Here is a 26,413-nt window from a genome sequence, read left to right on the forward strand (position 1 = left end):
ATGTTAGACTTACTGCAAAACATGCAATATCGATATTTAAATAAGGGGGAAGTACCGTGCAAAATGAAATTGTTGCTTATCGGGAAGAAAATCATGATCAACTCGTTGATATTTGGCAGCGGGCTGTACGCCGGACGCACACATTTTTGGCGGAAGAGGACATTCAATTTTATCATCATATCGTACGCAATGGTGTTTTAAGAGAACTTGAAGTTTGGATGGAATGGAATACAAGTCAAGAACCAACAGGTTTTATCGGGCTGGACGGATTAAAAATAGAGATGCTGTTTGTGGACCCTGAACACCATGGGCAGGGCATAGGCAGCCGACTCATCCAGCATGCTGAAAAAATAAAAGGGAAACACCTCAAAGTGGACGTGAATGAGCAGAACGAGAAAGCGTATGCTTTCTACAGACATTACGGCTTTGTACAAACGGCGCGTTCTGCACTGGATGGATCAGGTAGGGCATTTCCTTTGCTTCACATGGAATTGAACAAGTGAACGATCTACTTTCGTTGGTATTTTAAAAATGGAATATATTATCATAATGCACTTGTCATATGTTTGAATTCATGGTATAACTTAATTACGTAATAAATACGTAATTAAGTTATTTTTAGTTAGGGTTTAGAGCTTGCTTTTGTTTGGTGAATATAAAAAGTCAGACAAGGAGGCGGGAATAGTGGATGATCTTGTTCACTCCGACATCACAGATCTAGACACACTTGTCAACATGATTAAGCTGTCTTTTTCATTTGCGGACGGTGCCAATATGATTGCTTTATGCGACCGGCTGTATAGCCATGTCAACCAAAAGTATCAGGAATTGCAGCTCTACAAAGCGCGCAAGAAACCTATACAACCCATACATACCAAACGGCCGCTAGTCTACTACTACGGCTACAGTCATCTCATGAAAGGCATGGCTTTCCAAAAACAGGGCAAGTATGAGGCCGCTCGCGATTGCATCGAAAAATATGCAGAATTGGGCTGGTTTAATGGTCTTGATCAATATGGGGAAGCAGAGGTGGAATATTACCGCTATGCTGCCAGAGCTAATTTGTATGCCCTTGATATTTTGTCAGGCCATGCCGAAGTGTTGCAGGAATATATCCAATTTCTTCGTAACAATCCGGAAGAGCTGTTACCGGGGCTTCTTTCCATCGTTGAGGGAGCGTCGAGATACGACTATTCTTTAGAGGCTGTGCTGGAATCATTTGCCGAACAAATTGAAGGTTTTAAATATTTTGAAGAGCCTGTGAATGTATCTTATTATTTTCGCTTCTGCTATCAACTGGCTCTTTACTATATCAAGCAACAACAGTTTACGGTTGCGTTGGGCTATATCCTGCAATCTCTCATGCTGTCCGATACCCTGGGTATGGAACATGAACATGAGTTTAGGAAATGTACCGCTGTATTTGAAATTTTCAGATCCCAAGCTACAGCAACACAGCAAGACCAATATATAACTATTTTAAAAGGAGTGTTAAAGGATGAAAAAATTGATTTCACGCCCTCTGTCGCTCAGTCTGTTTAGTTTGCTAGTGTTTGTTACAAGTCATGATCTCATCACGGTGTTTTATCATGGAGCCAATCATTAAGAAGGCAGAAGTACAGTAGAAAATTAGTTGTTTTAACAGGTAGGTAGTTGATTGGAAAATATGATGTGGAAGTACACCCAATAGCAAGTAAGCTCATTAAGGTCAGGGCTTACTTGCTATTTGGCGTATGATGAAGACCGATCATACCGTATATATAACGCGGTACATGTCCCAACAATATTTAAGCTGTCGTAGGTTTATGTAGTAAACCCTGTTCTGATGGATGCAATGAAATCCTTGTCTGTTGGTAAACCGGGAATGGTTCTTCCGTACTGTATGATCTGCTTTTTAACGCTGCATCCAGTGCCCGTAGCAAGGAACCTATAAATTGCTCTGGAGAAAAGAAAATGCTTTTTCCGACCATATGAATGTGAAGCTCGTTATGGTCACGGTTGCTTACGGACAGCAATATACCTTGACCTTGAAAACCCGTACCGATGGCGCGTATTTTGTTTATACCCGAGAGTAACATTTCCGTCTTCACCGCACGCCCCTGTTCCTCCACAAATACAGAAATCAGGCGTTTGTCTGTAACGATAACAATTTGGTTACCCCGAAATGTATGACTCAGGTGTAGAAAATCTTTATATACACCAATAGTCTGCTCATGCGGAGAAACAATCCCCATCCGTACAAACTCCTCCAGCTCAGTGACATCGGGTTCCTGATGATTTTTAATTCGTTTTTTGATACTGAACTGAATAGTCAGGATACCCAAGATAGCAATGAGAAAAGCACTAAGTCGGACGTTAAATATAAAGAACATCAGGACAATAAGGCCGCCTACTAACCACTGTCCCCAAGTTAGATAGCGCAGCTTTTGTTGTACCGTACGGCGATAATAACCGTAGCCCTTTCCCGGTTGATACTCTTTAGTAAACTTCGTCATACCACGCATCATGGTTAACCCATAGATTGATAAGACTGTCATCCCGAGTGACAGGAGCGTCATAAGCCATTCCTGAGCTGCAATGCCAACTAAAGTACACAGACCAAACATGATGAGCCCCGCCCAGCAAGCAAACTTTTTAATTCGAACCTGTTTCTGAATCGAACGAACCAATTCTTCCATTCTTAATCCTCCTGATCTAGGTATATAGGTAATGATTGGAATCACATATAGTCTTATCGTACCATCTGATAGTCTTTTTCGTAAATTAATAGATATGAAAATCCAAAGTATGGAAGAAAATTCTCGCCTATAGTCAGATCCCCACCTGAACTTTAGATACCAAAATCAAAAAATCCAGTACTACTCATACGAAGCAGAAGCCTTTAAAATAATAAATGTAAGTGCTTACATTACAAAGAAAGGAGGTCTTCGTATGAGTACAGGAGGGAAGAATCCGCAGCCACAGCCGCCGGTTCGATCGGGAAGAGGAGCATCACTAGCGCGCAAATGGGTTCAACAAAGACATTTGCAGACTATGGCGCTGCTTGGGGTGGTATGGATGATTATTTTCCATTACATTCCGATGTACGGTATTTTAATTGCGTTCAAACATTTTGACATCATTGGAACCATATCAAGCGCACCTTGGGCGGGATTAGAGCATTTTCGGGCCTTTTTGGAGGATGATAACTTTTGGTACATTGTCAAAAACACACTGGGTATTAGCCTGCTCAAGCTGGCGATCGGGTTTCCGTTACCTATTGTATTTGCTCTGTTTCTGAATGAGATTCGGTCTACACGGTTCAAAAAATCTATACAGACCATTTCGTACCTTCCGCACTTTTTATCTTGGGTCATTCTTGGCGGGATCTTAACGACGTGGCTGGCAGATACCGGGATGATCAATCAACTGTTGCTAGCCTGGGGGTGGATTGACCAGCCGATCAGTTATTTGGCAGAGCCGAGCTATTTTTGGGCTATCGTCGTTAGCTCGGATATCTGGAAAGAGCTTGGATGGTCAGCTATTATCTATTTGGCAGCCATGGCGGGGGTATCTACGGACATGTACGAAGCGGCCACCATTGACGGGGCCGGACGGTTTCAGAAAATGTGGTACGTCACACTTCCCGCTATCAAGGGGACCATATCCATTTTGTTTATTTTGGCGGTCAGCGGCATATTGAACTCCAACTTCGATCAAATTCTCGTCCTGCGTAACTCGCTGAATGAAAGTGCAAGTAATGTAGTTGATATTTATGTATATCAGGTGGGCATTCAGCAGGGCCGTTTCTCGTATTCTACCGCGGTGGGTTTGCTGAAATCGGTTCTTGCTCTCATTTTGCTGCTAATTGCCAATTCGGTGACCAAACGGGTGAATAATACATCCCTATTTTGAAGGAGGACGGGTGCATGCAGCTATTGCAACGTAGAACAGCAGGCGAAGCGATATTCGATTTCATGAACAACGTCTTCATGCTGATTATTTGTTTTGTGACATTGTATCCCGTGTGGTATGTGCTGGTGAACTCCTTTAACGAAGGAGCAGACGCTATGCGGGGTGGCATTTACTGGTGGCCGAGAGTCTTCAGTCTGGGCAGCTATCAGGCCGTATTTGCTAACAACGGTATTATGACTGCGATGGGAGTGACTATTGCCAAGACGCTTATCGGCACGATTGTTCATGTGTTTTTTACCGCTATGATTGCATATGCATATTCCCGTAAGGAGCTGATCGGGCGCAAACTGTATATGCTGATTGGTACCATTACCCTGTTTTTCGGTGGGGGATTGATTCCAACGTATTTGCTGATTCGTGATCTCGGACTGCTGGACAGCTTTTGGGTGTACATCATTCCTGCGATGTTCAGCTTTTTTGATCTTATTATTTTTATGGCTTTTTTCCGAGAACTGCCGGATGCACTGGAAGAGGCGGCGAAAATAGACGGTGCGAATGATTTCGGTATCTTCTGCCGAATCGTGCTCCCTGTATCCATGCCGGTAGTAGCGACGATTGCGTTGTTTCATGGGGTATACCAGTGGAACGATTATTTTACCGGAATGATCTATATTAATAATACGGATCTTCAGCCGATTCAGACGTATTTGTACCGGGTTGTTGCCCAATCCAGCTCTAATCAAATGATGGCTGCTGCACCGGGGGGCGTTGCCCAGTCCGTCACTTCGCAATCGATCAAGCTGGCGACGATGGTCGTGACGACACTGCCCATTGTACTGGTATATCCTTTTCTGCAGAAGTATTTTGTCAAGGGTCTGATGATCGGATCGATCAAGGGTTAGCACATCATCCAAGGGGGAGATTTATGATGAACATTCGCAAATGGCAGAAAGGGCTGTTGGCCGTCGTGCTGCTGATAGGACCGCTCGCGGGGTGTACGTCCGGTGGAAGTGGCGCTGTCACGGAATTGAAGGACGAGAAAACTAAGGCTTCGGCAGATACGCCAGGCTGGAAGGCGGATACAGAGCCGATTACGTTTGACTGGTATTTGAATTTTTCCTGGTTCCCGAACAAGTGGGGAACGGATATGACCTCGAAGTATGTGACGCAAAAGACTGGGGTCAGCGTTAATTTTATCGTACCCGCAGGGAATGAAAATGAAAAACTGAATACCATGCTCGCCTCGGGCAAACTGCCTGATTTTGTCACGCTCAGTTGGGGGGAAGATGCGATCAAAAAAATGATCGAGGGCAAGATGGTGCTCCCACTTAACAAGTTGGCTGAGAAATATGATCCATATCTGATTAAAGTGGCAGACCCAGCTAAAATGTCATGGTATCGTCAAACGGACGGGAATGTATATGGGTATCCTAACGCGTCCTCTTCACCACAGGATTACCAAAAATACGGCCAAAATTTTGTCTCCAATCAAACGTTTATGGTTCGGAAGGATATGTACGAGGCGATTGGCAAGCCGGATATGAGAACACCAGAGGGATTCCTGAAAGCGCTTCAAAAAGCAAAGGAGAAATTCCCGGAGATAAACGGTCAACCGCTGATCCCGATAGGGTTCCACGAATTTACGGATAACGGAAATTATTCTTTTGAAGACTATTTACTTAATTTTTTAGCCGTTCCACATGAGAAGGACGGAAAGCTGTACGACCGTCGATCGGACGAAGAGTACATTCGCTGGCTCAAAACATTCCGTCAAGCCAATGAGCAGGGTCTGATCGCCAAGGACGTATTTATCGACAAACGTCCGCAAATGGAGGAGAAGGTGGCACAGGGACGGTATTTTGCCATGCTATATCAGCGCTCTGATTTTGCTACACAACAGGTGACGTTGCATGCGAAAGATCCCAACTCCGTCTACATTGCGGTGGATGGACCTTCCAACAGTAAGCTGGACCCGCCGACGCTGGCCGGGCCGGGCATTTCCGGGTGGACGGTGACGCTTATTTCGAAGGATGTCAAAGACAAGGAGCGGGCTATTGAATTTCTGACTTATCTGATTAGCGAGGAAGGGAATCGTGATCTGTATCTAGGGGAGCAGGGAAAGCTGTGGGACACAGTTAACGGTAAGCCAGCCTTCAAGCCGGAGGTACTGGAGCTGCTGAACAAGGATCGGTCTGCATTTGACAAAAAGTATGGCGCCTCCTTCACTTTCTGGATGCTGATGGATACAAATATGAATTTGCAGTGGGCGCCGCCCAGTGTCGAGCCGTATAAGCAGCCTGAAGATTGGACGAAAGGCAAGACCCACAGCTTCTCTCAATATGAGAATATCAAACCGACCGGAACCTCGGCAGAAGGCATTGCGTCAGGCCAGATAGACAAAATTTGGGGCAAGGCATTACCGAAACTGTTGCTGGCTTCCTCGGATGAGGAGTTCGATCGGCTGTTTGCCCGCTTTTTGGAAGACCGCAGAAAAGCAGGCTATGACAAGGTATTGGCTTATCAGCAAAAAGCCTATGAGGAAAACCTTAAGAAAATTGAACAGTTCACCAAATGATTTAATTCAATAACTTAATCTATTGAACCCCTAAGGATGTGATTACATGCCAGGCCGTGCACGTTCACAGATGAAGAGCCTGCTGCGCCGCACGATATGGCAGTGGATGACGGGAACGACCGATCGGCTTGGCGGTTGTTCCCTTCAAGTTAAGCTCATTGTCGCGTATATCGGCGTCATTTTAATCCCGGTGGTATTGTTCTCGCTATATACCTTTCACCAACTGTACGAGAATACAATGAAAGACATTACCGTACAAAATCAGTATGTGTTGGATACAGAGCTGGCCCATATTCATAGCAATATGGAAATTATGGAGCGAACCGCACAGCTTGCGATCTCAGATCGCAACGTGCTTCATTATCTAACCGAGGAACGTGAAATAAGCAGCGATGAGCTAGTCCAATTCAACTTGAATGTGTTTCCAAATTTACAGCACTTGCTGTACAGTAATCCCAATGTAGAGAACATTCGACTGTATACCAATAATCCCCAGACGCATGAAATATGGCCGATGATTTTCAAAGAATCACGATTGCCTAAGGCTTCCTGGCTGAAAGCGGCTCAACTCCGACAAGGGAAAATATGGTGGGATATGTACAAGGGGCCGAAAAGCTTACTTGGGGGACAATCCCGCCAGGAAAGTGAGACAGTGCAGTATATGGCACTGCTACGTGAAATTCAGTCTACTGGAGGAAGACACGCGGGGTTGGTAGAAACAAATATGAGGCTGGAGCTATTTTCACCTAGGGTATTTGGAATCCCGCAACGTAATCGCGCATGGCAAATGTTCATTCTGGACGGCGACGATTACAGCTCAAGGAACGCTGACAAACCAATGTATTCTACCGAAATAGCTACAGCTTCCTCTCTATCAGATTCAATTTCGATCCCTCTGTCCCATGTGCACCATCTGTTACAGTCCCGCGTTCAGGGACAGGGTGGTGTTTTTGACTTTACCTATGGGAATAAGCCTTATCTTGGTTTGTACCGTTATATAGAAGGGTTGGACGCCTACCTGCTAAATGTGGTGGCGCTGGACGGTCCGCTAGGTGATCTCCGTCAGAAACGCAATGCCATGCTGCTCATTATTAGTATGCTGATTTTGTTTATGTCCGTCATTTCCTATACCTTGCATGCCTTCATTCTCAAGCAGCTACATACCCTGCGTGAATCCATGAAAAAAGTAGAGCAGGAGGGTGACTTTCAGCTTAAGATTCCAGTATATGGACGGGGAGAAGTGGCTGAGCTGGCTTTATATTTTCGCAGTCTGCTGAGTCGAATTAACGGGCTCATTGCCGAGGCAGTACACAAGCAGGCCACTGCTCAAGAAGCTGAACTGCTAGCGCTCAAGCATCAGATTGATTCCCACTTTCTCTATAATACATTGGAAAATTTAAAAATGATGGCGGAGATAGAACGGCAGTATCCGCTGTCGGATGCCCTTACCTCCCTTGGCTCGATGATGCGTTATAATCTCCAATGGTCCGGGTCGTGTGTTGCGTTGCGGGATGAAATCCGACATATCCAGCATTACGTGGCCATCATGAACATTCGCCACGATAACCAAATTGGATTGGAAATTCATCTATCGTCGGCGTTTATGGAACTGGAGATGCTGAAAATGTCGCTGCAGCCTGTAGTCGAAAATGCTATCAAGCACGGGTGGAGTACATTGCAAAGCCCATTCAGCATCACGATTGAGGCCTGCTCTAAGCAGGATATCATAGAATTGCGTATACAGGATAACGGAGTGGGGATATCTGAAGAAAGAAGAAACGCCATCATGGCTGGTCTAGCGCGAACGAATATGGATTTCCACGAGCCCGGGATGAATGGGGGAATCGGTTTGTATAATGTGCATCGCCGTTTAAGTATGCAGTATGGCGAAGAGTATGGCATAAGACTGGACAGCATCCACGGACAATCGACGACAGTGACCCTGATTTTGCCTAGACGTTACATGATGAGGGGGACGGACCATGACGACCAAGCTGTTGATTGCGGATGACGAGAAAAATATTCGAATGGGACTTCAAGCTATGATCGAACGGGAATTTTCCGGTCTCTATGAATGTGTACTGGTCAAGGACGGAAGGGAAGCCTGGCAGCATGTGAAGCAGTTTTTGCCCGAGTTGGTGATAACGGATATCCGTATGCCTATTATGGATGGCATTATGCTGATGCAGCATATTCGTGAGCTGGAGCCGGAACGCAGGCCTTCGGTGATCATTCTCAGTGGATATGACGAGTTCCAGTATGCGCGCGAAGCGATTCGCTGTGGGGCACGGGAGTATTTACTCAAGCCGATTGTAAGGGAGGAACTGTTCGGTGCACTGGCAGTTTTGAATGAGGAATTGAAGCAGAGGAACCCCCTCACATACGATAGTGTTGTCGGCGTAGAGAAAGATAGACTAGCTGGCGCGAGTGCCAACGTCGATAGAAGTGGTAGTATGACACGTGCTATCCAATATATCCACGCTCATTACAGCGAGGATTTGAATATGGCAGTAGTATCCAACTCAGTATCCTTGAATTATACGTATTTTAGTCAGGCGTTCAAAGCCTATACAGGCCTCAGCTTTGTTCAATATGTAAAAAGGCTGCGCATTACAGAAGCCAAAAAGCTGCTGGAGTGTCAAGGGGGCAGGATCTATGAAATTGCGGCTAACGTGGGCTTTGACAATGCAAAGCACTTTAACAAAGTGTTTCGTGAGCTGGAGGGGATGAGCCCGCAGCAGTTTCGAGTGCAGAATCAAAGGGGTAATTAGATATAAAGAGGGGGAAAACTCCACTGCCTTTTTACCCTTATCCTGATATAATAAACGTATGCATAACCATGACCTTCAATCAGAGAGTTTGTACACAATCACACGAATCGCCGAACGGAAGGGGAGAGCATATGGTTATTTATGAAACGGACCAAGCTTATATCATGACGACGCAGCATGACCATGCCCATATTTCAGGTGAGTTGGCTTTACAATGGGAAGAGAGTGCCTTCAAGAATAGACGTCATAAGCAGGATTTTGTATATGCAGCAAGGGAGCATGATCGGGGTTGGATACAGTTAGACGCTGCTCCTTTCTGGAATGATCATATGTCAGCACCTTATACATTTATTGATTTTCCACTCAGTCCACGTTTTGTTTTCTATCGTCTTGGGATTGATGAAGTCGAACAAGGAAACACGTATGCTGCGTTGCTGTGTAGCTTGATGTACAAGGAGCTAGTCGGGCGGACCGAGCATCAAAATGCTCAGGACAAGCAGATTACGCATGCTTATCAGGAAGCGGAGGAACAGCGTCGTCTGAGGCTCAAACAGGAGCTGGCATGTGGCGTAACCTTCGACCATCAAGTGCGGACGGATGTACGGAGAATGTTGTTTTGCGACGAATTGAGTCTGTTTTTGTGCAGTCGAGAGCCGGGTACGCCTACAGTAGAATATGAATGGTTTGCTGAAGGTTTGAGCTTCCCGGCTGTTCGTCATGAAAGCGGGCGAGTTTGGGCCGAGTGGCTATCGGATCAGACTGTAGGTCTCTCCTTTTTTCCTTTCAAGGGCAAGGTAGGGATTACTCATACCTTTAAAAAGGTGGACAAGGAGAAAATTCGTACCTTCGGTCTCCTAGAGGCTTACCGTTCTTCCGAATGGACGCATCGAACCTTTACCGTTGAACATATCATGGAAGTAGAAGAACATAAGGAGAATGCCTGACCGTCTACGGATACAGCCTCGAACAATAATTTGTTTGTAGACGCAGAGAAAAGCCTCCCTGAACCATGATTCAGAGAGGCTCGCTTTTTTCTAGCTTTAACATTTTACGATTTTGCAGAGGTTTTCGCACGATTGACAATAGTCTGTACCTTATTCAATACCTTATCGCGTGCCCCTTTATTTTTCATCAGATACGTCACACCCATTCCCAATGCTGCTACCACCCATTTCTTATTCTTCATAAAGTACGCCTCCTTATGATCATGTTGTCATACCCAAATGCTTAAAAGCATCCAAAATGTGAAAAGATGAACGGGATTTTACGATTTAGTGATTCCTTGCACTCGTTCCGCATAACTATGATTTACCCTTCTCCATCACATCTTACCCGTTCTTTCGCCAATGAAACGATTACGACTGTCTTTTCATGTTTAATGGATATTATCAAATATCCCGCCACAATGGCTTCAGACGCACATGACAGGGAGGTCTTTGTTATGAGAAAGAAGGAAGTGGTTGCCATGCTGCTCGCCGGCGGACAAGGCAAAAGACTCAAAGGACTTACCCGTACACTAGCCAAACCGGCAGTATTTTTTGGGGGAACTTACCGCATTATTGATTTCCCTCTCAGCAATTGCACTCATTCTGGTATAGACACCGTAGGCGTATTGACCCAATACGAGCCGTTGGTGCTTCATTCCTATATCGGCGTAGGCAGCGACTGGGATTTGGATCGTCTGGATGGAGGAGTGTTCGTTTTACCTCCGCACGAGAAAGAAGATGGAAACAACTGGTACAGGGGCACGGCGGATGCAATTTATCGAAACCTGCATTTCTTGGATCAGTATGACCCGGAGCATGTACTCATTCTGTCAGGGGATCACATTTATAAAATGGACTACAGTCGAATGCTCCACTATCACAAGGAGAAGGAAGCAGACTGCACCATTTCTGTTATCAATGTCACGATTCAGGAAGCTAAACGATTTGGAATCCTGAACGCTGACGATGATCTGAAAATATATGACTTTGAGGAGAAGCCTGAACAGCCGAAAAGTACATTGGCCTCCATGGGTATTTATTTGTTCAAATGGGAGGTGTTGCGTCGCTATTTACTGGAAAGCGCAAGCGATTCTGAATCCTCACATGATTTTGGCAAGGATATCATTCCATTGTTGCTTCAGCATGGCCGGTCGCTGTATGCGTACCCGTTTGCTGGGTACTGGAAGGATGTAGGTACCATTCAGAGCTTGTGGGAGTCCAACATGGATCTTCTGGTTCAGGATCCGCCTTTGGATCTGAACGATCCTTTCTGGCGCATCTATACTCGCAGCCCCAATCAACCGGCCCAGTATATAACCCAACGGGCGATCCTCAAAAACAGCATTGTAAATGAAGGTTGCATGGTGGATGGAGAAGTAAGGCATTCTGTACTATTTTATGGGGTCGAAGTAGGTGAAGGGAGCGTCATTACCGATTCTGTCATCATGCCGAACGTAAAAATTGGGCGCAATGTACGTATTCACCGGGCTATCGTGAATGAGAACATCGTTATTGAAGACAACGCGTTTATTGGACCTGAAGATAGTTCTGATGAGATTATTTTGTTCGATCAGGAAAGCCAGCTTCATGCACGAATTTAACCTGGATAAGGACGGTGTCTGCTATGAGTCGACTCATTGGAGTTATCAACCTGGATCACGAACTGGATCAGTTGAAGGAGTTGACCTATTTCCGGTGCGGGGCCGCAGTCCCCTTTGCTAGTCGATATCGGCTCATTGATTTTACCTTATCCAATATGATGCATGCAGGGGTGCATGATATTGCACTGTTTATCCGCCGCAAATACCGCTCGCTGCTGGATCATCTGGGCGAAGGTCGGCCTTGGGATTTAGACCGCAGACGGGGCGGGTTGTTTATTTTGCCACCGGACTGGAATGATCCGACGGATGCATCGCGTGGAGATTTGCAGCATGTGCACAACAATCTGGACTTTTTCCATCGCTCATCGGGGCAAACCATTATTCACGCAGGAACTCAGCATGTCAATAAGGTGGATATCGAGGATGTATACCGTTATCATCAGGAGAAAAATGCAGATGTTACCCTTGTATATAAACCCATAGACCAGCTAGAATCTGAGCATGATCCTTGTGCACGACTGGAGATTGATGAGAACGGACGAGTGACGGGTATTCATCAGGAGCAGGATCATCATAACATTTATCTGGAGATGTTTGTGATGGACAAAGACTTGTATCTGGATCAGGTGAAGCATTGCATTGCCCATCAGGATAATCATTTCTTTCGTGATGCCATCCAGAAAAACCCAAGTGGACTGCGTATTTATGCGTATCGTTATGAAGGTTATCATGCGGTTATTAATTCTATTGAGAGCTACTATAAAAATAGCATGAAGCTGTTGGATCAGCAGCAGTATCAAGCCCTGTTTCAGAATCAGCCGGTGCACACCAAAATCAAGTATGAAGCCCCGACCCGCTATACGCACAGCGCCGAGGTGGATCATTCACTTGTTGCCAATGGCTGCACCATTGGAGGCAAGGTCGAGAATAGTATTCTTTTCCGTGGAGTGCGGGTGGAGGAGGGTGCGCGGGTAAGCAACTCGATTATTATGCAAAAATGTGTCATCCGTAAAGGGGCAGTTGTGGAGAATGTGGTTTTAGATAAAGATGTACAGCTTTCACCAGATCGAACTCTGATTGGAGACATTAGAGTTCCCTATGTCATTGCCAAGAATAGCGTAATTTAAAGGATATACTTAGCCATTAAAACGGAAATAACAGGAGGTACAACTTTGTTCAGCAATAAAGAAGCATTTAAGCAGGCTTTTCGAGAGCAACTGGTCGGAAGGCTGGGCAAACCGATGCAGGAGGCTCAGTCGGAAGACGTATATAAGGTTTTGGGTGGCATGATTCGTGAACAAGTCGGCAAGAATTGGGCAGAAACGAACCAAGCCTATAAAGAAGGACAAGAGAAGCAGATTTATTATTTTTCCCTGGAATTTTTGATAGGTCGTCTACTGGGCAGTAATCTGCTGAATTTGGGCGTCCTGGATATGGTTCGGCAGGCATTGGGTGAACTGGGCTGGGATCTGGAGGAAATTGAAGAACAGGAGGCGGACGCGGGGCTAGGCAATGGGGGTCTCGGCCGTCTGGCGGCTTGCTTCATGGACTCGCTGGCATCCCTTGGCTATGCAGGACATGGGTGCGGCATCCGGTATAAATATGGTCTGTTTGAACAGCGTATTGTGGACGGCAATCAGGTTGAACTGCCGGATTACTGGCTACAGAAAGGGAATGTCTGGGAGGAACGTCGTCCTGATAAAAAGGTCGAGGTTCATTTTTGGGGAAGAGTGGAAACCCATGAACAGGAGGGACATCTTGTATTCGAGACAAAGGATGCTGAAACGGTCTGGGCTGTCCCTTACGATATTCCGCTGGTAGGCTATGGTCATACACAGGTGAATACGCTGCGGATTTGGAGTGCGGAATCAGCGCTTGATCCCGTTCGAGGACCGATTCGAGGCGAAGGCGGTTATTACCGCTTTCTCGACTACAATCGATCGGTGGAATCTATCTCCGCATTTCTATATCCGGACGACTCCAATTATGAGGGAAAGCTGCTTCGCTTGAAGCAGCAGTATTTCCTGTGCTCGGCCGGATTACAAAGTATTTTGCGTACGTTTGAGAAGCTTCGTTTACCTTATAGCCATTTGCCCGATAAAATAGCACTGCACATTAACGATACACATCCGACCCTAGTTATTCCGGAACTGATGCGTATTCTGATGGACGTGAAGGGCTTGGGCTGGGACGAAGCATGGGATATTACGACGCGAACCGTTTCATATACGAATCATACGATATTAAGTGAGGCGTTGGAACAATGGCCTGTTAATATGGTACGGGAGCTGCTTCCTCGTATTTCTTTAATCATTGAAGAAATTAACAAACGTTATTGCGCTATGCTACTGGAGCGTTACCCAGGCCAGGACATCAAAATTGGTGAAATGGCGATTATTCACGGTGAACAAATCCGTATGGCCCACTTGGCAATCGTCGGTAGCTACAGCGTTAATGGGGTGGCTGCGCTGCATACGCAAATATTAAAGGAACGAGAGATGAAGTCGTTTCACGAGCTGTACCCTGACCGTTTTAACAATAAAACAAACGGGATTGCCCATCGCCGCTGGCTGATGCACGCCAACCCGGAGCTGGCAAGCTTGTACGATGAGACGATCGGCACACGCTGGAGGACCCGTCCAAGGGAGCTCATCGACCTGCTTCGTTACAGTGGGGACGAGACGTTCAAAGAACGGATACAGGCGATTAAGCGAAATAATAAAGTCAGGCTTGCTGAGTATGTTTTTGCAAAACAGGGCGTGCGATTGGATACGTTCTCCATTTTTGATGTACAGGTCAAACGGTTGCATGGTTATAAGCGACAGCTGCTCAATATTTTGCATGTGATGCATCTATACAGCCAGCTTAAAAGTAATCCGGGCCTGGATGTGACGCCACGCACATTTATTTTTGGAGCCAAAGCCGCCCCCGGTTATTTTCTCGCCAAACAGACGATCAAGCTCATTAATAACGTGGCGGACACGATCAATCGAGATGTGGAAGTCAAGGACAAGCTGAAAGTCGTTTTCCTTGAAAATTATTCGGTCTCACTGGCGGAGCTGATTATTCCTGCGGCGGATGTCAGTGAGCAGATTTCCACGGCAGGCAAAGAAGCTTCAGGCACAGGCAATATGAAATTTATGATGAACGGTGCGCTCACAATAGGTACATTGGACGGAGCCAATGTTGAAATGCATGAAATGGTAGGCGATGCCAACATGTTTATTTTTGGATTGAAGGTGGATCAGATCGAGGCATATTACCGGTACGGCCAGTATTCGGCGCGCAAAACAGCCAACAGTGACGAAAGACTGCGTGAAGTGCTGGATCAACTCGTGAACGATGCTCCTTTTACGCGGCATGAACGGGAATTTGAGGCCATTTATCAATCCCTGATTGATCATAATGATGAATACTTTGTGCTCAAGGACTTCGCAGCCTATGTGGATACGCAGGTTCATATTGAACAGGTGTATCGGAATCCCTCGGAGTGGGCTCGGCGTGCTATTGTCAATATGGCACACTCCGGTAAATTTTCTAGTGATTGTACGATTCAGCAATACGCGGCTGAGATTTGGGACATTGTACCTCTCCAGAACGATGTCTACAAGCGAATTCTGTCCTAAAACGGCGAAACAGGCGGAATAGCATTGCTTTTCGAACGCTGAGGGTTATAATGACAGTATAGACATAAGTAAGGATGGGAGCTGTAAATACTCATTCCTGAACTTGAATTGTACTGTTGAAGGAGTCCTCCTATTGATAAAGCTCAATCCGAAAAGGCTCAAACCTCATAAATCGAAGAAGAACTATAATATGTTTCAAAATATAGGGCGTGCGATTCGGCTGAATTTCATCAAGCTGTTGCGCGCCCCTGGAGGAGTTAAAAAGATCTCCTTGGGCTTCGCCATTGGCTTTGCGCTGGAGATGATTGTGATTTCCACGGCTTCTCTGGTATACCTTGTTTTTTATCCGATTGTTCGTCTGTCTGGCGGCTCGCTGCCTGCGGCCATTGTGGGTAACGTTGTAGGTAAGCTGACCTTTTTGCCAATTGTACTAATGCCATTCGCCAAGCAAGTGGGGGCTTGGATTTATCCATCTCATTATCCGGTACATGTCAGGGGCGGACGACTTCACGAGCATTCTTTTATGGAGCTGTTTCACGGCAACTGGTCTGTATTCAGAGACTTGTTGCACGGAGGCTTGCACATCCTGATCGGCATGTCGATTTTCGGTGTGGTGCTGGGCATTATCTCGTATTTTGTCATTCAGATTCTGTATAATCGTTCGCTGCACAAACGGTTGGAGAAGCGGAAGTTGCGTCATGGCGCAGCATTTTCGGCGGCCAGACTGCTGAAGAATGGATAACTATGTATAAGAAAGAAGCTCTTCGAGCCTATTTATTAGGTCTGAAGGGCTTCTTTGAGTTGGGGCAAGAAAAAGCCTATGATCTCTATAAGACCCATACGCTTTTGGCATATTTTGTAACAGGATTGGCTTCATTCGCTCGAATCGTTTACAATACGTGTGCATACAACCATGGACGACAGGTTAATGTACATACAAGGAGTGATGAAGTTGCGGAAGATATGGCAAATCTACTTAACAGACTGGAGAAATGTATTCAAAGTATCGACCGGGACTTTATTAGTCATTGGCATCATTCTTTTGCCTTCCGTCTATGCATGGGTGAATTTGAAAGCGATGTGGGATCCGTATGCGAATACATCTGGGATTAAAATTGCAGTAACCAGCCAAGATCAGGGTGCAGAAGTGAATGGTAAAAAGATTAATATCGGCGATGAGGTTTTGCATAACCTTCAAAATAACAAGAAGCTGGGTTGGACTTTTGTCAATGAAGCGGAAGCACGGAAAGGTGTGTTGGATGGTGATTATTATGCCAGCCTGCTGATCCCGAAAGACTTTTCAGAGAAAATTACGAGTGTGCTGACGGAAAATCCGCAAAAGCCGGAAATTGATTACGCCGTAAATGAAAAAATTAATGCAGTAGCTCCGAAAATTACATCTTCGGGGGCAACCTCTCTGACGAACCAGATTAGCCAAAACTTTATTGAAACTGCTAGCCAGGCGGTATTGACGAAGTTGAAGGAAGCTGGAGTAAAGTTGGAGGAGGAACTCCCGACAATTCGTAACATTGAAAACCGGGTGTTGGAGCTAAATAATCGACTACCGGATATCGATAGGTTGGGCAAACAGGCCTTGGAGCTGGAGCAAAATTTGCCGAAAATTAAGGCGCAGGGACAAAAGATTATTGCATTGAAGGAGAAAATTCCTGAAATTAACCACGCCGGTGACCTGGTGCTCAAAATTGACAAAAACATGCCTGAGCTGGACAAGGTAGCCGCTGTTATTTTAGATATCCAAAAAAGACTACCTGATATTCAAAAGGCTGGTGATCGAATTGTTGAACTGGATCAAAATTTTAGCAAGGTAGAAAGCGCACTGACCACCGCCCTGGAGGATACGCAAACGGCTCTTAAAGTTATTAATGCTGCCCAGAAGGCACTGCCAGAAGTACAGCAGATAGCGGACACAGGCAAGGACTTTACAACCGGTTTACTTGAATTTCTGGACCAAAATGAGGGTGCGCTTGATTCGATAGGTACACTAGTTAAAGAAGATTTACAACTGGTACAACAAATTGCGAATGAGGTTTCTCAGATTACAGACATCATTCGTGGTGTGGATTTTGATCCTAAAGCAGCACAAGCTGCGGTGAATCGTGTCAGCGGTAGGCTGACAACTGCCGTGGGGGTGCTGGATCATATTTCTCAATTGCTGAACCGTGTGAACGGATACTTGCCAAGTCAACCTCTGGATCCACTTATTTCCCGTGTGAGCGGGGTGGAGGATCGTTTCCGCCGTCTGAATAGCACAGTAACTAGTATCGGGAATGCCATCCAGCGCGGTGAAAAGCCTGCGCAAAATCTGCTGGATGACACTGATCGCCTTGCTGGAGAAATCAGTAGCGGAATTGACAACATTTTGGGCAATTATGATACGGAGTATGCACCCGCCATTCAAAAGGCGCTAGATCAGATCAAATCCGTAGCCCGCAATTCTGCCAATGTGCTGACTACAGCTCAAGAGCAGCTACCGAATATTGAAAAGCTATTAAATGACGCACAGGCTGCAGCAGAATTCGGCCAGCAAGAGCTAACACGTCTCCAGCAGGATCTGCCACAATACCGTCAGAAACTGCATGAAGCGGCGACAACGATTCAGGGACGTATGGGCGAGTTTACGAATGCTGTGAACAAAGCAGCAGACTTCGTAAATAACGATTTGCCGACGGTTAAAAGTAAAATTCATCAGGCGGCAGATTTTGTGCGTAATGATTTGCCCAAAGCGGAACAACAGTTTGTCAAAATGGCTGACTTAATTGAAAATAAATTTCCTGAAGCGGAAAAAGCGGTGCACCAAGTAGCCAATTTTGTAAGGAGCGATCTTCCAGCTGCCGAGGATTCCATACGTCAGGCTGCAGATACCATTCGCAAGCTTAAGGGCGAAAATGCACTCGGACGCGCTATTGCATTGCTCAAGGGGGATGTGAAAAAGGAAAGTGAGTTTCTCGGCAGTCCGGTATCGTTGAAGCAGGAACGGATATATCCAATCCCTAACTATGGTTCTGCGATGTCACCTTTTTACACTACATTGTCGATTTGGGTAGGTGCGATGCTACTGGTATCAATGTTCAGGGTAGATGTGGATGACCCGGAAGGACAATTTAAAAGCTACCAAGTGTATTTCGGACGGCTGATGACATTCTCCACAATTGGTATTTTTCAGGCGCTGAGCGTATCTCTCGGTGACTTGTTCCTGCTCGGGGCGTATGTGGATGCCAAAGTAGCCTTTGTACTGTCCTCTATGCTGATCAGTCTGGTGTTTACGGCGATGACCTATACACTAGTTTCTGTGTTCGGCAATATCGGCAAGGGACTGGCGGTCATCCTGCTGGTGCTTCAATTCTCCAGTTCAGGAGGGACGTTCCCGATTGCGACGAGTACACCATTCTTTCAGGCGCTGAATCCATTTGTACCATTTACCTATGCGGTTAGTCTGTTACGAGAGACAGTAGGAGGGATGTTGGCTTCAACGGTGATACGGGATGTGGTGATGCTGTTTGTATTTATCGGTGTTTGCTTCCTGTTTGGATTGGTGTTGAAGAAGCCGCTCAGCAAGCATACGAAAAAAATGGCTGAGCGAGCGAAAGAAACGAAATTAATTCCTTGATTGTTAAATAGAGAGTGAGTTACGGTGGATAAACGCGCTCCGCGAAGGATTTGATCTTACGATCGCTGTTGCCACGGGATTCTTTGGATTAGATAGACATGAAAAGGTAAGAATCCCGTGGCAAAGGCGAACGCGCCGCTTCTCCAGATTCAAATCCTCCGCTCTGCTGGCATCCGCCGTAAAGTCACCTTCTTTTAATATTCGGCGGGTAGTACGGGGAGGTGGCCTCCGCATGTTATGCTTCGGCATGGTGCGGAGGCCTTTTTGCATGCGCTCTCCAAACTTTAAATTGCATTTGGGGGTGTTTCAATGCGGTTTGTTCTGGTGAATAAACGGAGTATGGTCTTTTTTGGCATGTAATTTTGCGGAATTTTAAAATCCTTAAGCAAAGGCGGGAGGTAGTATGGAGTATTCATACTTAGGAAAGTCAGGCTTAAAGGTTAGTCGGTTATGTCTGGGGACGATGAATTTCGGACCAGAAACCGAAGAAAAGGATGCGTTTAAAATTATGGATGCCGCACTGGATGCGGGCATTAACTTTTTTGATACGGCTAATGTATATGGCCATGACCGTAAAGGTTGGACAGAGGAAATTATCGGACGTTGGTTCCAGCAGGGCGGCGGAAGACGCGAGAAGGTCGTGTTGGCAACGAAGGTATACGGAGATATGAAAAATGAACATGACGGACCCAATGCAGGATCAGGCTTGTCTGCTTACAAAATTCGCCGCCATTTGGATGCGTCTCTGAAACGTCTGCAGACCGACCATGTAGAGCTATACCAAATGCATCACATTGACCGAAACGTGTCATGGGATGAGCTGTGGGGCGTATTCGAGTCCGTGGTGGATCGGGGACAAGTTGGTTATATCGGTTCCAGTAATTTTGCGGGCTGGCATATTGCGGTGGCGCAGGCCGAAGCGAAGGCACGGCGTTTTTTGGGGCTTGTATCCGAGCAGCATTTGTACAACTTGAACGAACGTTCCGCCGAGCTTGAAGTATTACCGGCAGCTCAGGAGCTGGGGCTGGGTGTGATCCCATGGAGCCCGTTGGCGGGCGGACTGCTGGGACGGAATGCGTTAGCTGGTACAGGTTCCCGCAGCGCACGCGCCAAGGAAAAGGTGGAGCAGAATCGTATGAAGCTGGAGCAATTTGCAGCATTGTCCCGCGAGCTGGGTGAAAAGGAAGACGTGATTGCACTGGCTTGGGTACTTTCCCATCCGGCTGTAACGGCTCCAATTATCGGACCACGGACCTTAGAACAGTTAGAGGATGCTCTACGGGTACCTGAGGTCAAATTGAGCGAGGAAGTGCTTGCCAAGCTGAATGAGATTTTCCCGGGTCCGGGAAAACCTGCGCCAGAAGCCTACGCTTGGTAATAATACTTTGTACTCGTCATAAAGCATCATTCTTTGTTAGAAATCATCGGCAAAAAGCAGCAGATCGGGAATAGTCTCCTTGATCTGCTGTTTTTATACTAGTGTCCTATCCTAAATCGTGGTTGGCAAAACGGTTATAGTCAAGGGTTCATATTAAAGCTAATCGGAAAAGCTAACAACTATTCGCTAATCTTTCGTACTATTCGTACATACTCCCGGGGGAGAAAGGGAATGCTTATTAGAACAGGTTCAGCAAAATTGGCTGATCGGAATTTGTAACTTTCATTTGCTGATAACTTTTGGTTGCTCTTAACTGCTTTTTCATGAATATTATATTCAAGTCTCCAACCCCATACAAGCAACAGGATAAAGAGACTGGTGCAGATCATCACTTTGCGCATCAACATGTGAACCACTCCTTTGTATGAATATTCTCCATTTATACTAGGTGCTATACGCAAAAGGATTTACCTTTACAATCTCCCCGGTAAACTATATAATTAAAGCTAATTGTATATTGGTTTACCCGGAGGAGCCTGCCAACAGCGGGCTCTTTTTGTGTTTTTTTCGTAAATTGGAAACAGGAGGCAGAGAAAATGATGGCGGAGATGAACAATGAGAGCATTATGGTGTGTGCCCATTATGGTCCGCACGGACAGCGGTTAATTCAAAGAGGCAGCGAGTTGTCCCGGTTACTCGGGGCTCCTTTATATGTGCTTACAGTGGATGCAACCACAGATCATGAATACAACCAAAACAAGGAACAATACCTCTCGGGATGGGAAGAGCAGACTAAAGATGCTGGAGGAGCGTTTCTGATTCGTAAATGCAATGGGAAAAAGACAGCTGAGGTGATTGTGGAGACAGCCCAGGAAAAAAAGGTTACTCAAATCATCATCGGCCAGTCCAGTCAAACGCTATGGCAAGAGATTACCCGTGGTAATTTTGTCAACGATTTGATTGAACAACTGGGTCCTATTGATCTTCATATTGTGGCTGTACAGCGTTATCCCGAGCTTTTAGAGCACTCACATGAGAAGGGATTTTCCGCTTATTTGGTGAAGCAGGATGGAAGTTATGTACTGAGTGAAGAGCCTGGTGGAGAAGATACGATCAAAGGGATATTTTTTCGTGAGCTGGATACTGATTTCAACAGCGGTCTATTCAAAATCGTTAGAAATGGCGAAGCCCAGTATTTGAGAATTCTACAAAGTGAATGGGTAAAGCCGCATTCCTAGAAGTTCATATACAAAAAAATAAGTTTATATAGGGGGAGTGCTCGACTGTGTTGCATGCTGCAATTTTGATTCCATTTCTGCTGGCTGTTCTAATCCCGTTGACCAAGGGCATTTCGCGCTTTCATACAGGTTGGACAGTCTTGCCCGTACCCACAGCTCTTTTCCTGTATTTCCTGACAAGGATATCGAACATTCAGGCTGGAAATGATACGATGTCAACTATATCTTGGATGCCTTCGCTTGGGATTGATATTACGTTGCATCTGGATGGACTCAGCCTGCTGTTTGCTCTGTTGATTACGGGGATGGGTGCGCTGGTGATCTTGTATTCCATTTATTATCTTAATAAGCGGACGGAAGCGATTCGCCATTTCTACATCTATTTGCTCATGTTTATGGGAGCAATGCTTGGTGTCGTTTTGTCCGACAATTTGATGGTTCTATATGGATTCTGGGAGTTAACCAGTATTACTTCATTCCTGCTGATCGCCTTTTGGCACCGACGGGAAAGATCCCGTTATGGAGCGCTGAAGTCGATGCTAATCACTGTCTTTGGCGGGCTGGCGATGTTCGCGGGGTTCAATCTGCTCTACGTAATGAGTGGAACGTACAGCATTCGGGAGATTATAGCCCAAGTCGGCTTATTGACCGAGTCCCCGTTGTTTATTCCGGCGATGCTGCTGATTCTGCTGGGGGCATTCACTAAGTCCGCACAATTTCCTTTTCACATCTGGCTGCCCGATGCCATGGAGGCACCGACACCTGTCAGTGCTTATCTGCATTCAGCTACAATGGTTAAGGCGGGGTTATACCTTGTGGCGCGTCTTAGCCCCGTATTCGCTGGTCAGTCCGAATGGTTCTGGTTGGTCTCACTTTCCGGTCTGGTTACGCTTTTTTATGGATCGTTTAAAGCGATTAAACAAACAGATCTTAAAGCTCTGCTTGCCTATTCCACCATTAGTCAGCTCGGTCTGATTATGTGTTTGCTCGGGCTGGGATCGGCTTCTGCCTTTTTTTCTGGTACAGAGGAGTCGTTATTCTATACGACGGCTACTGCGGCGGCCATCTTTCATCTGATCAACCATGCCGTCTTTAAAGGCTCTCTATTTATGGTGGTTGGTATTGTCGACCACGAGGTGAACACTCGGGATCTGCGCAAGCTCGGCGGTTTAATGTCCTTAATGCCAGTCACCTTTTCTGTGGCGTTGATGGGGGCTTTCTCCATGGCAGGGTTACCACCATTCAGCGGTTTTCTGAGTAAAGAAATGTTCTTTACCGCTGTGTTGAATATTCGGGAGTTGGATGTTCTGAATACACAGTCGTGGATGATTCTAATTCCGGTGATTGCATGGATTGCCAGTGTATTCACTTTTGTTTACAGTATGATTCTGGTCTTTAATACTTTTACTGGTAATATCCAGCCGGAGAAGCTCGATAAAATACCGCATGAAGCACCGCTGGGTCTGTTGATTTCCCCAGTCCTGCTGGTTTCACTCGCTGTGGTATTCGGCTTATTTCCTGATCTCTTGTCTTATTCTCTGATTGAGCCGGCTATGGGCTCGATCTATAACGAGCTATTGTCGCCAGTGGAAACCTTCGGTGTCTCCATACATTTCTGGCATGGTTGGACACCTGAGATATTCATGACACTGGGTGTTATCGCTGCCGGGACACTTCTCTATAGAAGATACACCCGACTGCGGATTCTGGATCGGGAATGGAACGGTAGCAATTTTCTTAATCTCTTGTATGATGGATCTCTTCAAGTGCTGGAGCGTGGATCGAACCGCTTCACAAATCTCTATATGACGGGATCAAACAGACACTATTTGCTTTATATATTTGGCTTTTTCGTCATTGCCTTGGGAAGTGTGATGCTTGGGACGCAAGGGATATCGCTGGGTATGGGCCACTATGCTCCGTTGGCCTTTTATGAGGCTGTCATTGTTGTTGTAATGCTTCTAGCAGCGTTTGCCGTACCCTTTGCCAAGTCGCGGGTCAACGCGATTTTGTTCACCGGTGCAGTCGGGTACATGGTGACCCTGCTGTTTGTTATCTTCCGCGCACCGGATCTTGCGTTAACACAAATGATCGTGGAGACAGTATCCGTCATTCTGTTCCTTCTGTGCTTTAAGTATCTTCCAAAGTTAAAGAAGGAGAAGGAGCGTCTGAGCTTTAGATTGCCGAATTTGATTATCGCTGTAGGTGTAGGAATTACGATGACCCTCATTGCGCTGGCAGCCATGGGCAGTAGTCCATTCGCTCCCATTTCGGAGTTTTTCCTTAAAGAAAGCTATTCCTTGGCCGGAGGGAAAAACGTAGTCAATGTCATTCTCGTTGACTTCCGGGGATTCGATACTTTATTCGAAATTATGGTTCTCGCTATTGCATCCCTCGGCATTTATGCCTTGATTAACTTGAAAATGGAGCCTGGTATTTCACCCGCCAACAAAAATAAGAAGGGGGGGGGAATTGCCTTTCCGCTCCGGAGTAATGATGTAATCCTGCGAACCCTGTCCAAGGTTATCATAATCGTGATTCTCACCTTCTCAATGTATTTGTTCTTTGCCGGACACAATAATCCGGGAGGTGGCTTCATCGGAGCGCTGATGACTTCAGCTGCGCTTATTTTGATGGCGATCTCCTTCGGAATGGACACGGTTCGTAAAGTCCTTCCGGTGAATTACCGCATGATCACGGCGGTGGGGCTGCTCATTGCAATTCTGACTGCGACTGGCTCGTTTGTTTTCGGGGCCCCTTTTCTCAGCCATGCCTTTGGCCATTTCGATCTGCCTATTATGGGTGATACCGAGCTGGCTACAGCAGTCCTCTTTGATCTGGGGGTATACCTGGCTGTAGTAGGTGTGACCATGAGTATTATTTTTAACATAGGGGGGGATGAGTGAAATGGAACTGATTATGGCTGTAGCAGTCGGTATTTTATTTACAATTGGAGTGTACCTGATTCTATCTAAGAGTCTTCTGCGTATTGTTTTGGGTACTTCCTTGCTAACACATGGCGTCCATCTGCTGCTACTGACGATGGCCGGACTAAAGACGGGAGCTGCTCCAGTATTAGGAGGTAAAGCGGAAACTTATGTGGACCCTTTACCGCAGGCGTTAATTCTGACCTCTATCGTTATCAGTTTTGGAGTCACTGCCTTTTTCTTCGTGCTTGCTTACCGCTCATACCAGACGTTGGGCACCGATGAAATCGACAGTGTTAAGGGGGAAGAACAATGACCAATCTCTTGGCACTACCGATTTTAATTCCCTTGTGTACCGCCGTTATATTGATTTTTCTGAAGGAGAAGATTCTGCTTCAGCGGCTCATTAGTACAGTTAGCGCCATTTTGAATATTATAATTGCTCTTGTGCTGATTTACCGCATTCATAGCGGGGGTATACAAACTTTGCAAATGGGGGGATGGGTGCCGCCGTATGGCATTGTGTTCGTGGGGGACATGTTTGCGGCTCTGCTTGTGCTGACCGCTTCAGTGGTAAGCTTGGGTATTCTCCTCTACTCCTTCCGCAGTATAGGGGCAGAACGGGAGCGTTTTTATTACTATACCTTTTTTCACTTCCTGCTTGTAGGTGTCTATGGATCATTTCTTACAGGAGATATGTTCAATTTGTTCGTTTTCTTCGAGGTTATGCTGATTTCCTCCTATGCCTTGATTTCACTGGGGGGAACGAAGCTCCAGCTTCGGGAAACGTCCAAATATTTGCTTATTAACATTGTGTCTTCCACACTCTTTGTGGCGGCAGTTGCTTATCTATATGCGGCTGTAGGTACCCTGAATATGGCTCATTTGTCTCAGCGGGTTGCTGAAGCGGGGCAGGGCGGGGTACTCAATGTGATCGCTGTTCTGTTCCTGATTGTGTTCGCATTGAAGGCGGGGTTATTCCTCTTTTTCTGGCTGCCGGGTTCTTACAGTTCGCCGCCGTCTGCTATAAGAGCCTTGTTCGGTGCGTTACTGACAAAAGTGGGACTGTATGCAATCATTCGGACTTTTACTCTTATTTTTGTGAATGATCCCGGACTCACGCATACGTGGATCGCCTGGATGGCGGCGGCTACGATGATTCTGGGAGGACTGGGAGCGGTAGCTTATAATGATATTCCCCGTATTTTTAATTACAACGTCATTATCAGTGTAGGTTTTGTGGCCTTCGGTCTGGCTGCAGCGACACCAGATGCATTGAATGGGGCGGTTTTCTATTTGCTGCACGATATGCTGGCGAAAGGATTAATGTTTATTCTTGGGGGCATCATTATCACTGCAGCGGGAACGGACCAATTAAAAGATATGGGGGGCCTCATCAAATGCTATCCCTTAATCGGCTGGATGTTCTTTACACTGGCCCTTGCACTTGTAGGTATTCCACCGCTCAGCGGGTTTGCCGGTAAAGTGTTGATCACTCGGGGCGGACTGGATGCCGGAATGCTGACATTATCCTTGATTGGGCTAGGCTCGAGTTTCCTTGTGCTGTATTCGCTGATCAAAGTATTCAGGCTTGCATTTTGGGGGAATGAACCCGAAGGCGACTTGCCGAGGATAGGGCTAAAAAGTGTGAATGCTGTGGCGGCCGGTTTGCTCGTCCTGGTTATATTGATGGGCATCGGGGCGGATTGGGTCTATTCCTATGTTGCACAAGCCGGGGATGTGCTGGCTCATCCCGCGCTATACATCGAAGCTGTAATAAAGGAGTAGA

Annotated in this window: 20 protein-coding genes; 18 read left to right on the top strand and 2 right to left on the bottom strand. The window is 46.2% G+C overall.

Annotation, left to right across the window (positions count from 1 at the left end; all coding sequences use genetic code 11):
* Positions 1–56 precede the first annotated feature (56 nt).
* Together NSQ57_RS10635 and NSQ57_RS10640 are read left to right on the top strand one after the other, a co-directional pair.
* The gene (locus NSQ57_RS10635) at positions 57–503 is read left to right on the top strand and encodes an acetyltransferase (protein WP_029519084.1); all 447 of its coding nucleotides are present in this window, start codon (positions 57–59) and stop codon (positions 501–503) included.
* Between the two features lie 181 nt (positions 504–684).
* Positions 685–1,542, top strand: a complete 858-nt coding sequence (locus NSQ57_RS10640; protein WP_165147354.1) for a DNA-binding protein — start codon at positions 685–687, stop codon at positions 1,540–1,542.
* A 245-nt stretch (positions 1,543–1,787) separates the two neighbouring features.
* On the opposite strand, the gene NSQ57_RS10645 is transcribed toward NSQ57_RS10640, so the two are convergent.
* Complete coding sequence (locus tag NSQ57_RS10645; protein ID WP_029519087.1) at positions 1,788–2,678, bottom strand: hypothetical protein; 891 nt, start codon at positions 2,676–2,678, stop codon at positions 1,788–1,790.
* A 253-nt stretch (positions 2,679–2,931) separates the two neighbouring features.
* Here NSQ57_RS10645 and NSQ57_RS10650 point away from each other — a divergent pair, with 253 nt between their 5' ends.
* The 6 genes from NSQ57_RS10650 (at position 2,932) to NSQ57_RS10675 (ending at position 10,184) form a co-directional block, all read left to right on the top strand.
* Positions 2,932–3,894, top strand: a complete 963-nt coding sequence (locus NSQ57_RS10650) for an ABC transporter permease subunit (RefSeq protein ID WP_029519088.1) — start codon at positions 2,932–2,934, stop codon at positions 3,892–3,894.
* A gap of 14 nt (positions 3,895–3,908) precedes the next feature.
* Entirely contained in the window at positions 3,909–4,796 is an 888-nt protein-coding gene (locus NSQ57_RS10655) for a carbohydrate ABC transporter permease (protein WP_029519089.1), read from the top strand.
* Between the two features lie 26 nt (positions 4,797–4,822).
* Positions 4,823–6,469, top strand: a complete 1,647-nt coding sequence (locus NSQ57_RS10660) for an extracellular solute-binding protein (RefSeq protein ID WP_029519090.1) — start codon at positions 4,823–4,825, stop codon at positions 6,467–6,469.
* Between the two features lie 46 nt (positions 6,470–6,515).
* Positions 6,516–8,480: a sensor histidine kinase gene (locus tag NSQ57_RS10665; RefSeq protein WP_165147351.1), complete on the top strand. Its 1,965-nt coding sequence runs from the start codon at positions 6,516–6,518 to the stop codon at positions 8,478–8,480.
* Complete coding sequence (locus NSQ57_RS10670; protein WP_069010223.1) at positions 8,452–9,240, top strand: response regulator; 789 nt, start codon at positions 8,452–8,454, stop codon at positions 9,238–9,240. Before NSQ57_RS10665 ends, NSQ57_RS10670 begins: the two co-directional genes overlap by 29 nt.
* 131 nt (positions 9,241–9,371) lie before the next feature.
* On the top strand, positions 9,372–10,184 hold the full coding sequence (locus NSQ57_RS10675; RefSeq protein WP_069010222.1) for a DUF3891 family protein: 813 nt from the start codon (positions 9,372–9,374) through the stop codon (positions 10,182–10,184).
* Between the two features lie 104 nt (positions 10,185–10,288).
* Here the strand turns inward: NSQ57_RS10675 and NSQ57_RS10680 are convergent, their stop codons facing one another.
* Positions 10,289–10,426, bottom strand: coding sequence for a hypothetical protein (locus NSQ57_RS10680; protein ID WP_023988334.1), 138 nt, complete (start codon positions 10,424–10,426; stop codon positions 10,289–10,291).
* 255 nt (positions 10,427–10,681) lie between these two features.
* Between NSQ57_RS10680 and NSQ57_RS10685 the strand changes: the two genes are divergently transcribed.
* From NSQ57_RS10685 to NSQ57_RS10730, 10 genes are all read left to right on the top strand, one after another.
* On the top strand, positions 10,682–11,827 hold the full coding sequence (locus NSQ57_RS10685) for a glucose-1-phosphate adenylyltransferase (RefSeq protein WP_029519096.1): 1,146 nt from the start codon (positions 10,682–10,684) through the stop codon (positions 11,825–11,827).
* A gap of 23 nt (positions 11,828–11,850) precedes the next feature.
* The gene (gene glgD / locus NSQ57_RS10690) at positions 11,851–12,954 is read left to right on the top strand and encodes a glucose-1-phosphate adenylyltransferase subunit GlgD (RefSeq protein WP_029519097.1); all 1,104 of its coding nucleotides are present in this window, start codon (positions 11,851–11,853) and stop codon (positions 12,952–12,954) included.
* Positions 12,955–12,999: 45 nt separating this feature from the next.
* The gene (locus NSQ57_RS10695; protein ID WP_342425993.1) at positions 13,000–15,453 is read left to right on the top strand and encodes a glycogen/starch/alpha-glucan phosphorylase; all 2,454 of its coding nucleotides are present in this window, start codon (positions 13,000–13,002) and stop codon (positions 15,451–15,453) included.
* Between the two features lie 190 nt (positions 15,454–15,643).
* Entirely contained in the window at positions 15,644–16,195 is a 552-nt protein-coding gene (locus NSQ57_RS10700; protein WP_342425994.1) for a DUF2062 domain-containing protein, read from the top strand.
* Positions 16,196–16,405: 210 nt separating this feature from the next.
* The gene (locus tag NSQ57_RS10705) at positions 16,406–19,081 is read left to right on the top strand and encodes a YhgE/Pip domain-containing protein (RefSeq protein WP_342425995.1); all 2,676 of its coding nucleotides are present in this window, start codon (positions 16,406–16,408) and stop codon (positions 19,079–19,081) included.
* A gap of 403 nt (positions 19,082–19,484) precedes the next feature.
* Entirely contained in the window at positions 19,485–20,459 is a 975-nt protein-coding gene (locus NSQ57_RS10710) for an aldo/keto reductase (protein WP_029519103.1), read from the top strand.
* A 596-nt stretch (positions 20,460–21,055) separates the two neighbouring features.
* Positions 21,056–21,697, top strand: coding sequence for a universal stress protein (locus tag NSQ57_RS10715; protein WP_342425996.1), 642 nt, complete (start codon positions 21,056–21,058; stop codon positions 21,695–21,697).
* A gap of 47 nt (positions 21,698–21,744) precedes the next feature.
* Positions 21,745–24,603 carry a Na+/H+ antiporter subunit A gene (locus tag NSQ57_RS10720; RefSeq protein ID WP_342425997.1) on the top strand — a complete coding sequence of 953 codons (2,859 nt, stop codon included), beginning with the start codon at positions 21,745–21,747 and terminating at the stop codon, positions 24,601–24,603.
* A gap of 1 nt (position 24,604) precedes the next feature.
* Positions 24,605–24,940 carry a Na(+)/H(+) antiporter subunit C gene (locus NSQ57_RS10725; RefSeq protein WP_134902158.1) on the top strand — a complete coding sequence of 112 codons (336 nt, stop codon included), beginning with the start codon at positions 24,605–24,607 and terminating at the stop codon, positions 24,938–24,940.
* Positions 24,937–26,412 carry a Na+/H+ antiporter subunit D gene (locus tag NSQ57_RS10730; protein WP_342425998.1) on the top strand — a complete coding sequence of 492 codons (1,476 nt, stop codon included), beginning with the start codon at positions 24,937–24,939 and terminating at the stop codon, positions 26,410–26,412. The genes NSQ57_RS10725 and NSQ57_RS10730 overlap by 4 nt, the downstream gene beginning before the upstream one ends.
* Position 26,413 lies beyond the last annotated feature (1 nt).

It is taken from the genome of Paenibacillus sp. FSL L8-0502, from assembly GCF_038593055.1.
Taxonomy (GTDB): domain Bacteria; phylum Bacillota; class Bacilli; order Paenibacillales; family Paenibacillaceae; genus Paenibacillus; species Paenibacillus polymyxa_D.

Excerpts from the sequence above, each read along its gene's own strand:
- NSQ57_RS10685 (WP_029519096.1), top strand. The coding sequence starts at position 10,682 with ATGAGAAAGAAGGAAGTGGTTGCCATGCTGCTCGCCGGCGGACAAGGC.
- NSQ57_RS10700 (WP_342425994.1), top strand. The coding sequence starts at position 15,644 with ATGTTTCAAAATATAGGGCGTGCGATTCGGCTGAATTTCATCAAGCTG.
- glgD (WP_029519097.1), top strand. The coding sequence starts at position 11,851 with ATGAGTCGACTCATTGGAGTTATCAACCTGGATCACGAACTGGATCAG.
- NSQ57_RS10725 (WP_134902158.1), top strand. The coding sequence starts at position 24,605 with ATGGAACTGATTATGGCTGTAGCAGTCGGTATTTTATTTACAATTGGA.
- NSQ57_RS10715 (WP_342425996.1), top strand. The coding sequence starts at position 21,056 with ATGATGGCGGAGATGAACAATGAGAGCATTATGGTGTGTGCCCATTAT.
- NSQ57_RS10650 (WP_029519088.1), top strand. The coding sequence starts at position 2,932 with ATGAGTACAGGAGGGAAGAATCCGCAGCCACAGCCGCCGGTTCGATCG.
- NSQ57_RS10665 (WP_165147351.1), top strand. The coding sequence starts at position 6,516 with ATGCCAGGCCGTGCACGTTCACAGATGAAGAGCCTGCTGCGCCGCACG.
- NSQ57_RS10710 (WP_029519103.1), top strand. The coding sequence starts at position 19,485 with ATGGAGTATTCATACTTAGGAAAGTCAGGCTTAAAGGTTAGTCGGTTA.
- NSQ57_RS10680 (WP_023988334.1), bottom strand. The coding sequence starts at position 10,426 with ATGAAGAATAAGAAATGGGTGGTAGCAGCATTGGGAATGGGTGTGACG.
- NSQ57_RS10655 (WP_029519089.1), top strand. The coding sequence starts at position 3,909 with ATGCAGCTATTGCAACGTAGAACAGCAGGCGAAGCGATATTCGATTTC.
- NSQ57_RS10670 (WP_069010223.1), top strand. The coding sequence starts at position 8,452 with ATGACGACCAAGCTGTTGATTGCGGATGACGAGAAAAATATTCGAATG.
- NSQ57_RS10730 (WP_342425998.1), top strand. The coding sequence starts at position 24,937 with ATGACCAATCTCTTGGCACTACCGATTTTAATTCCCTTGTGTACCGCC.
- NSQ57_RS10675 (WP_069010222.1), top strand. The coding sequence starts at position 9,372 with ATGGTTATTTATGAAACGGACCAAGCTTATATCATGACGACGCAGCAT.
- NSQ57_RS10660 (WP_029519090.1), top strand. The coding sequence starts at position 4,823 with ATGAACATTCGCAAATGGCAGAAAGGGCTGTTGGCCGTCGTGCTGCTG.
- NSQ57_RS10645 (WP_029519087.1), bottom strand. The coding sequence starts at position 2,678 with ATGGAAGAATTGGTTCGTTCGATTCAGAAACAGGTTCGAATTAAAAAG.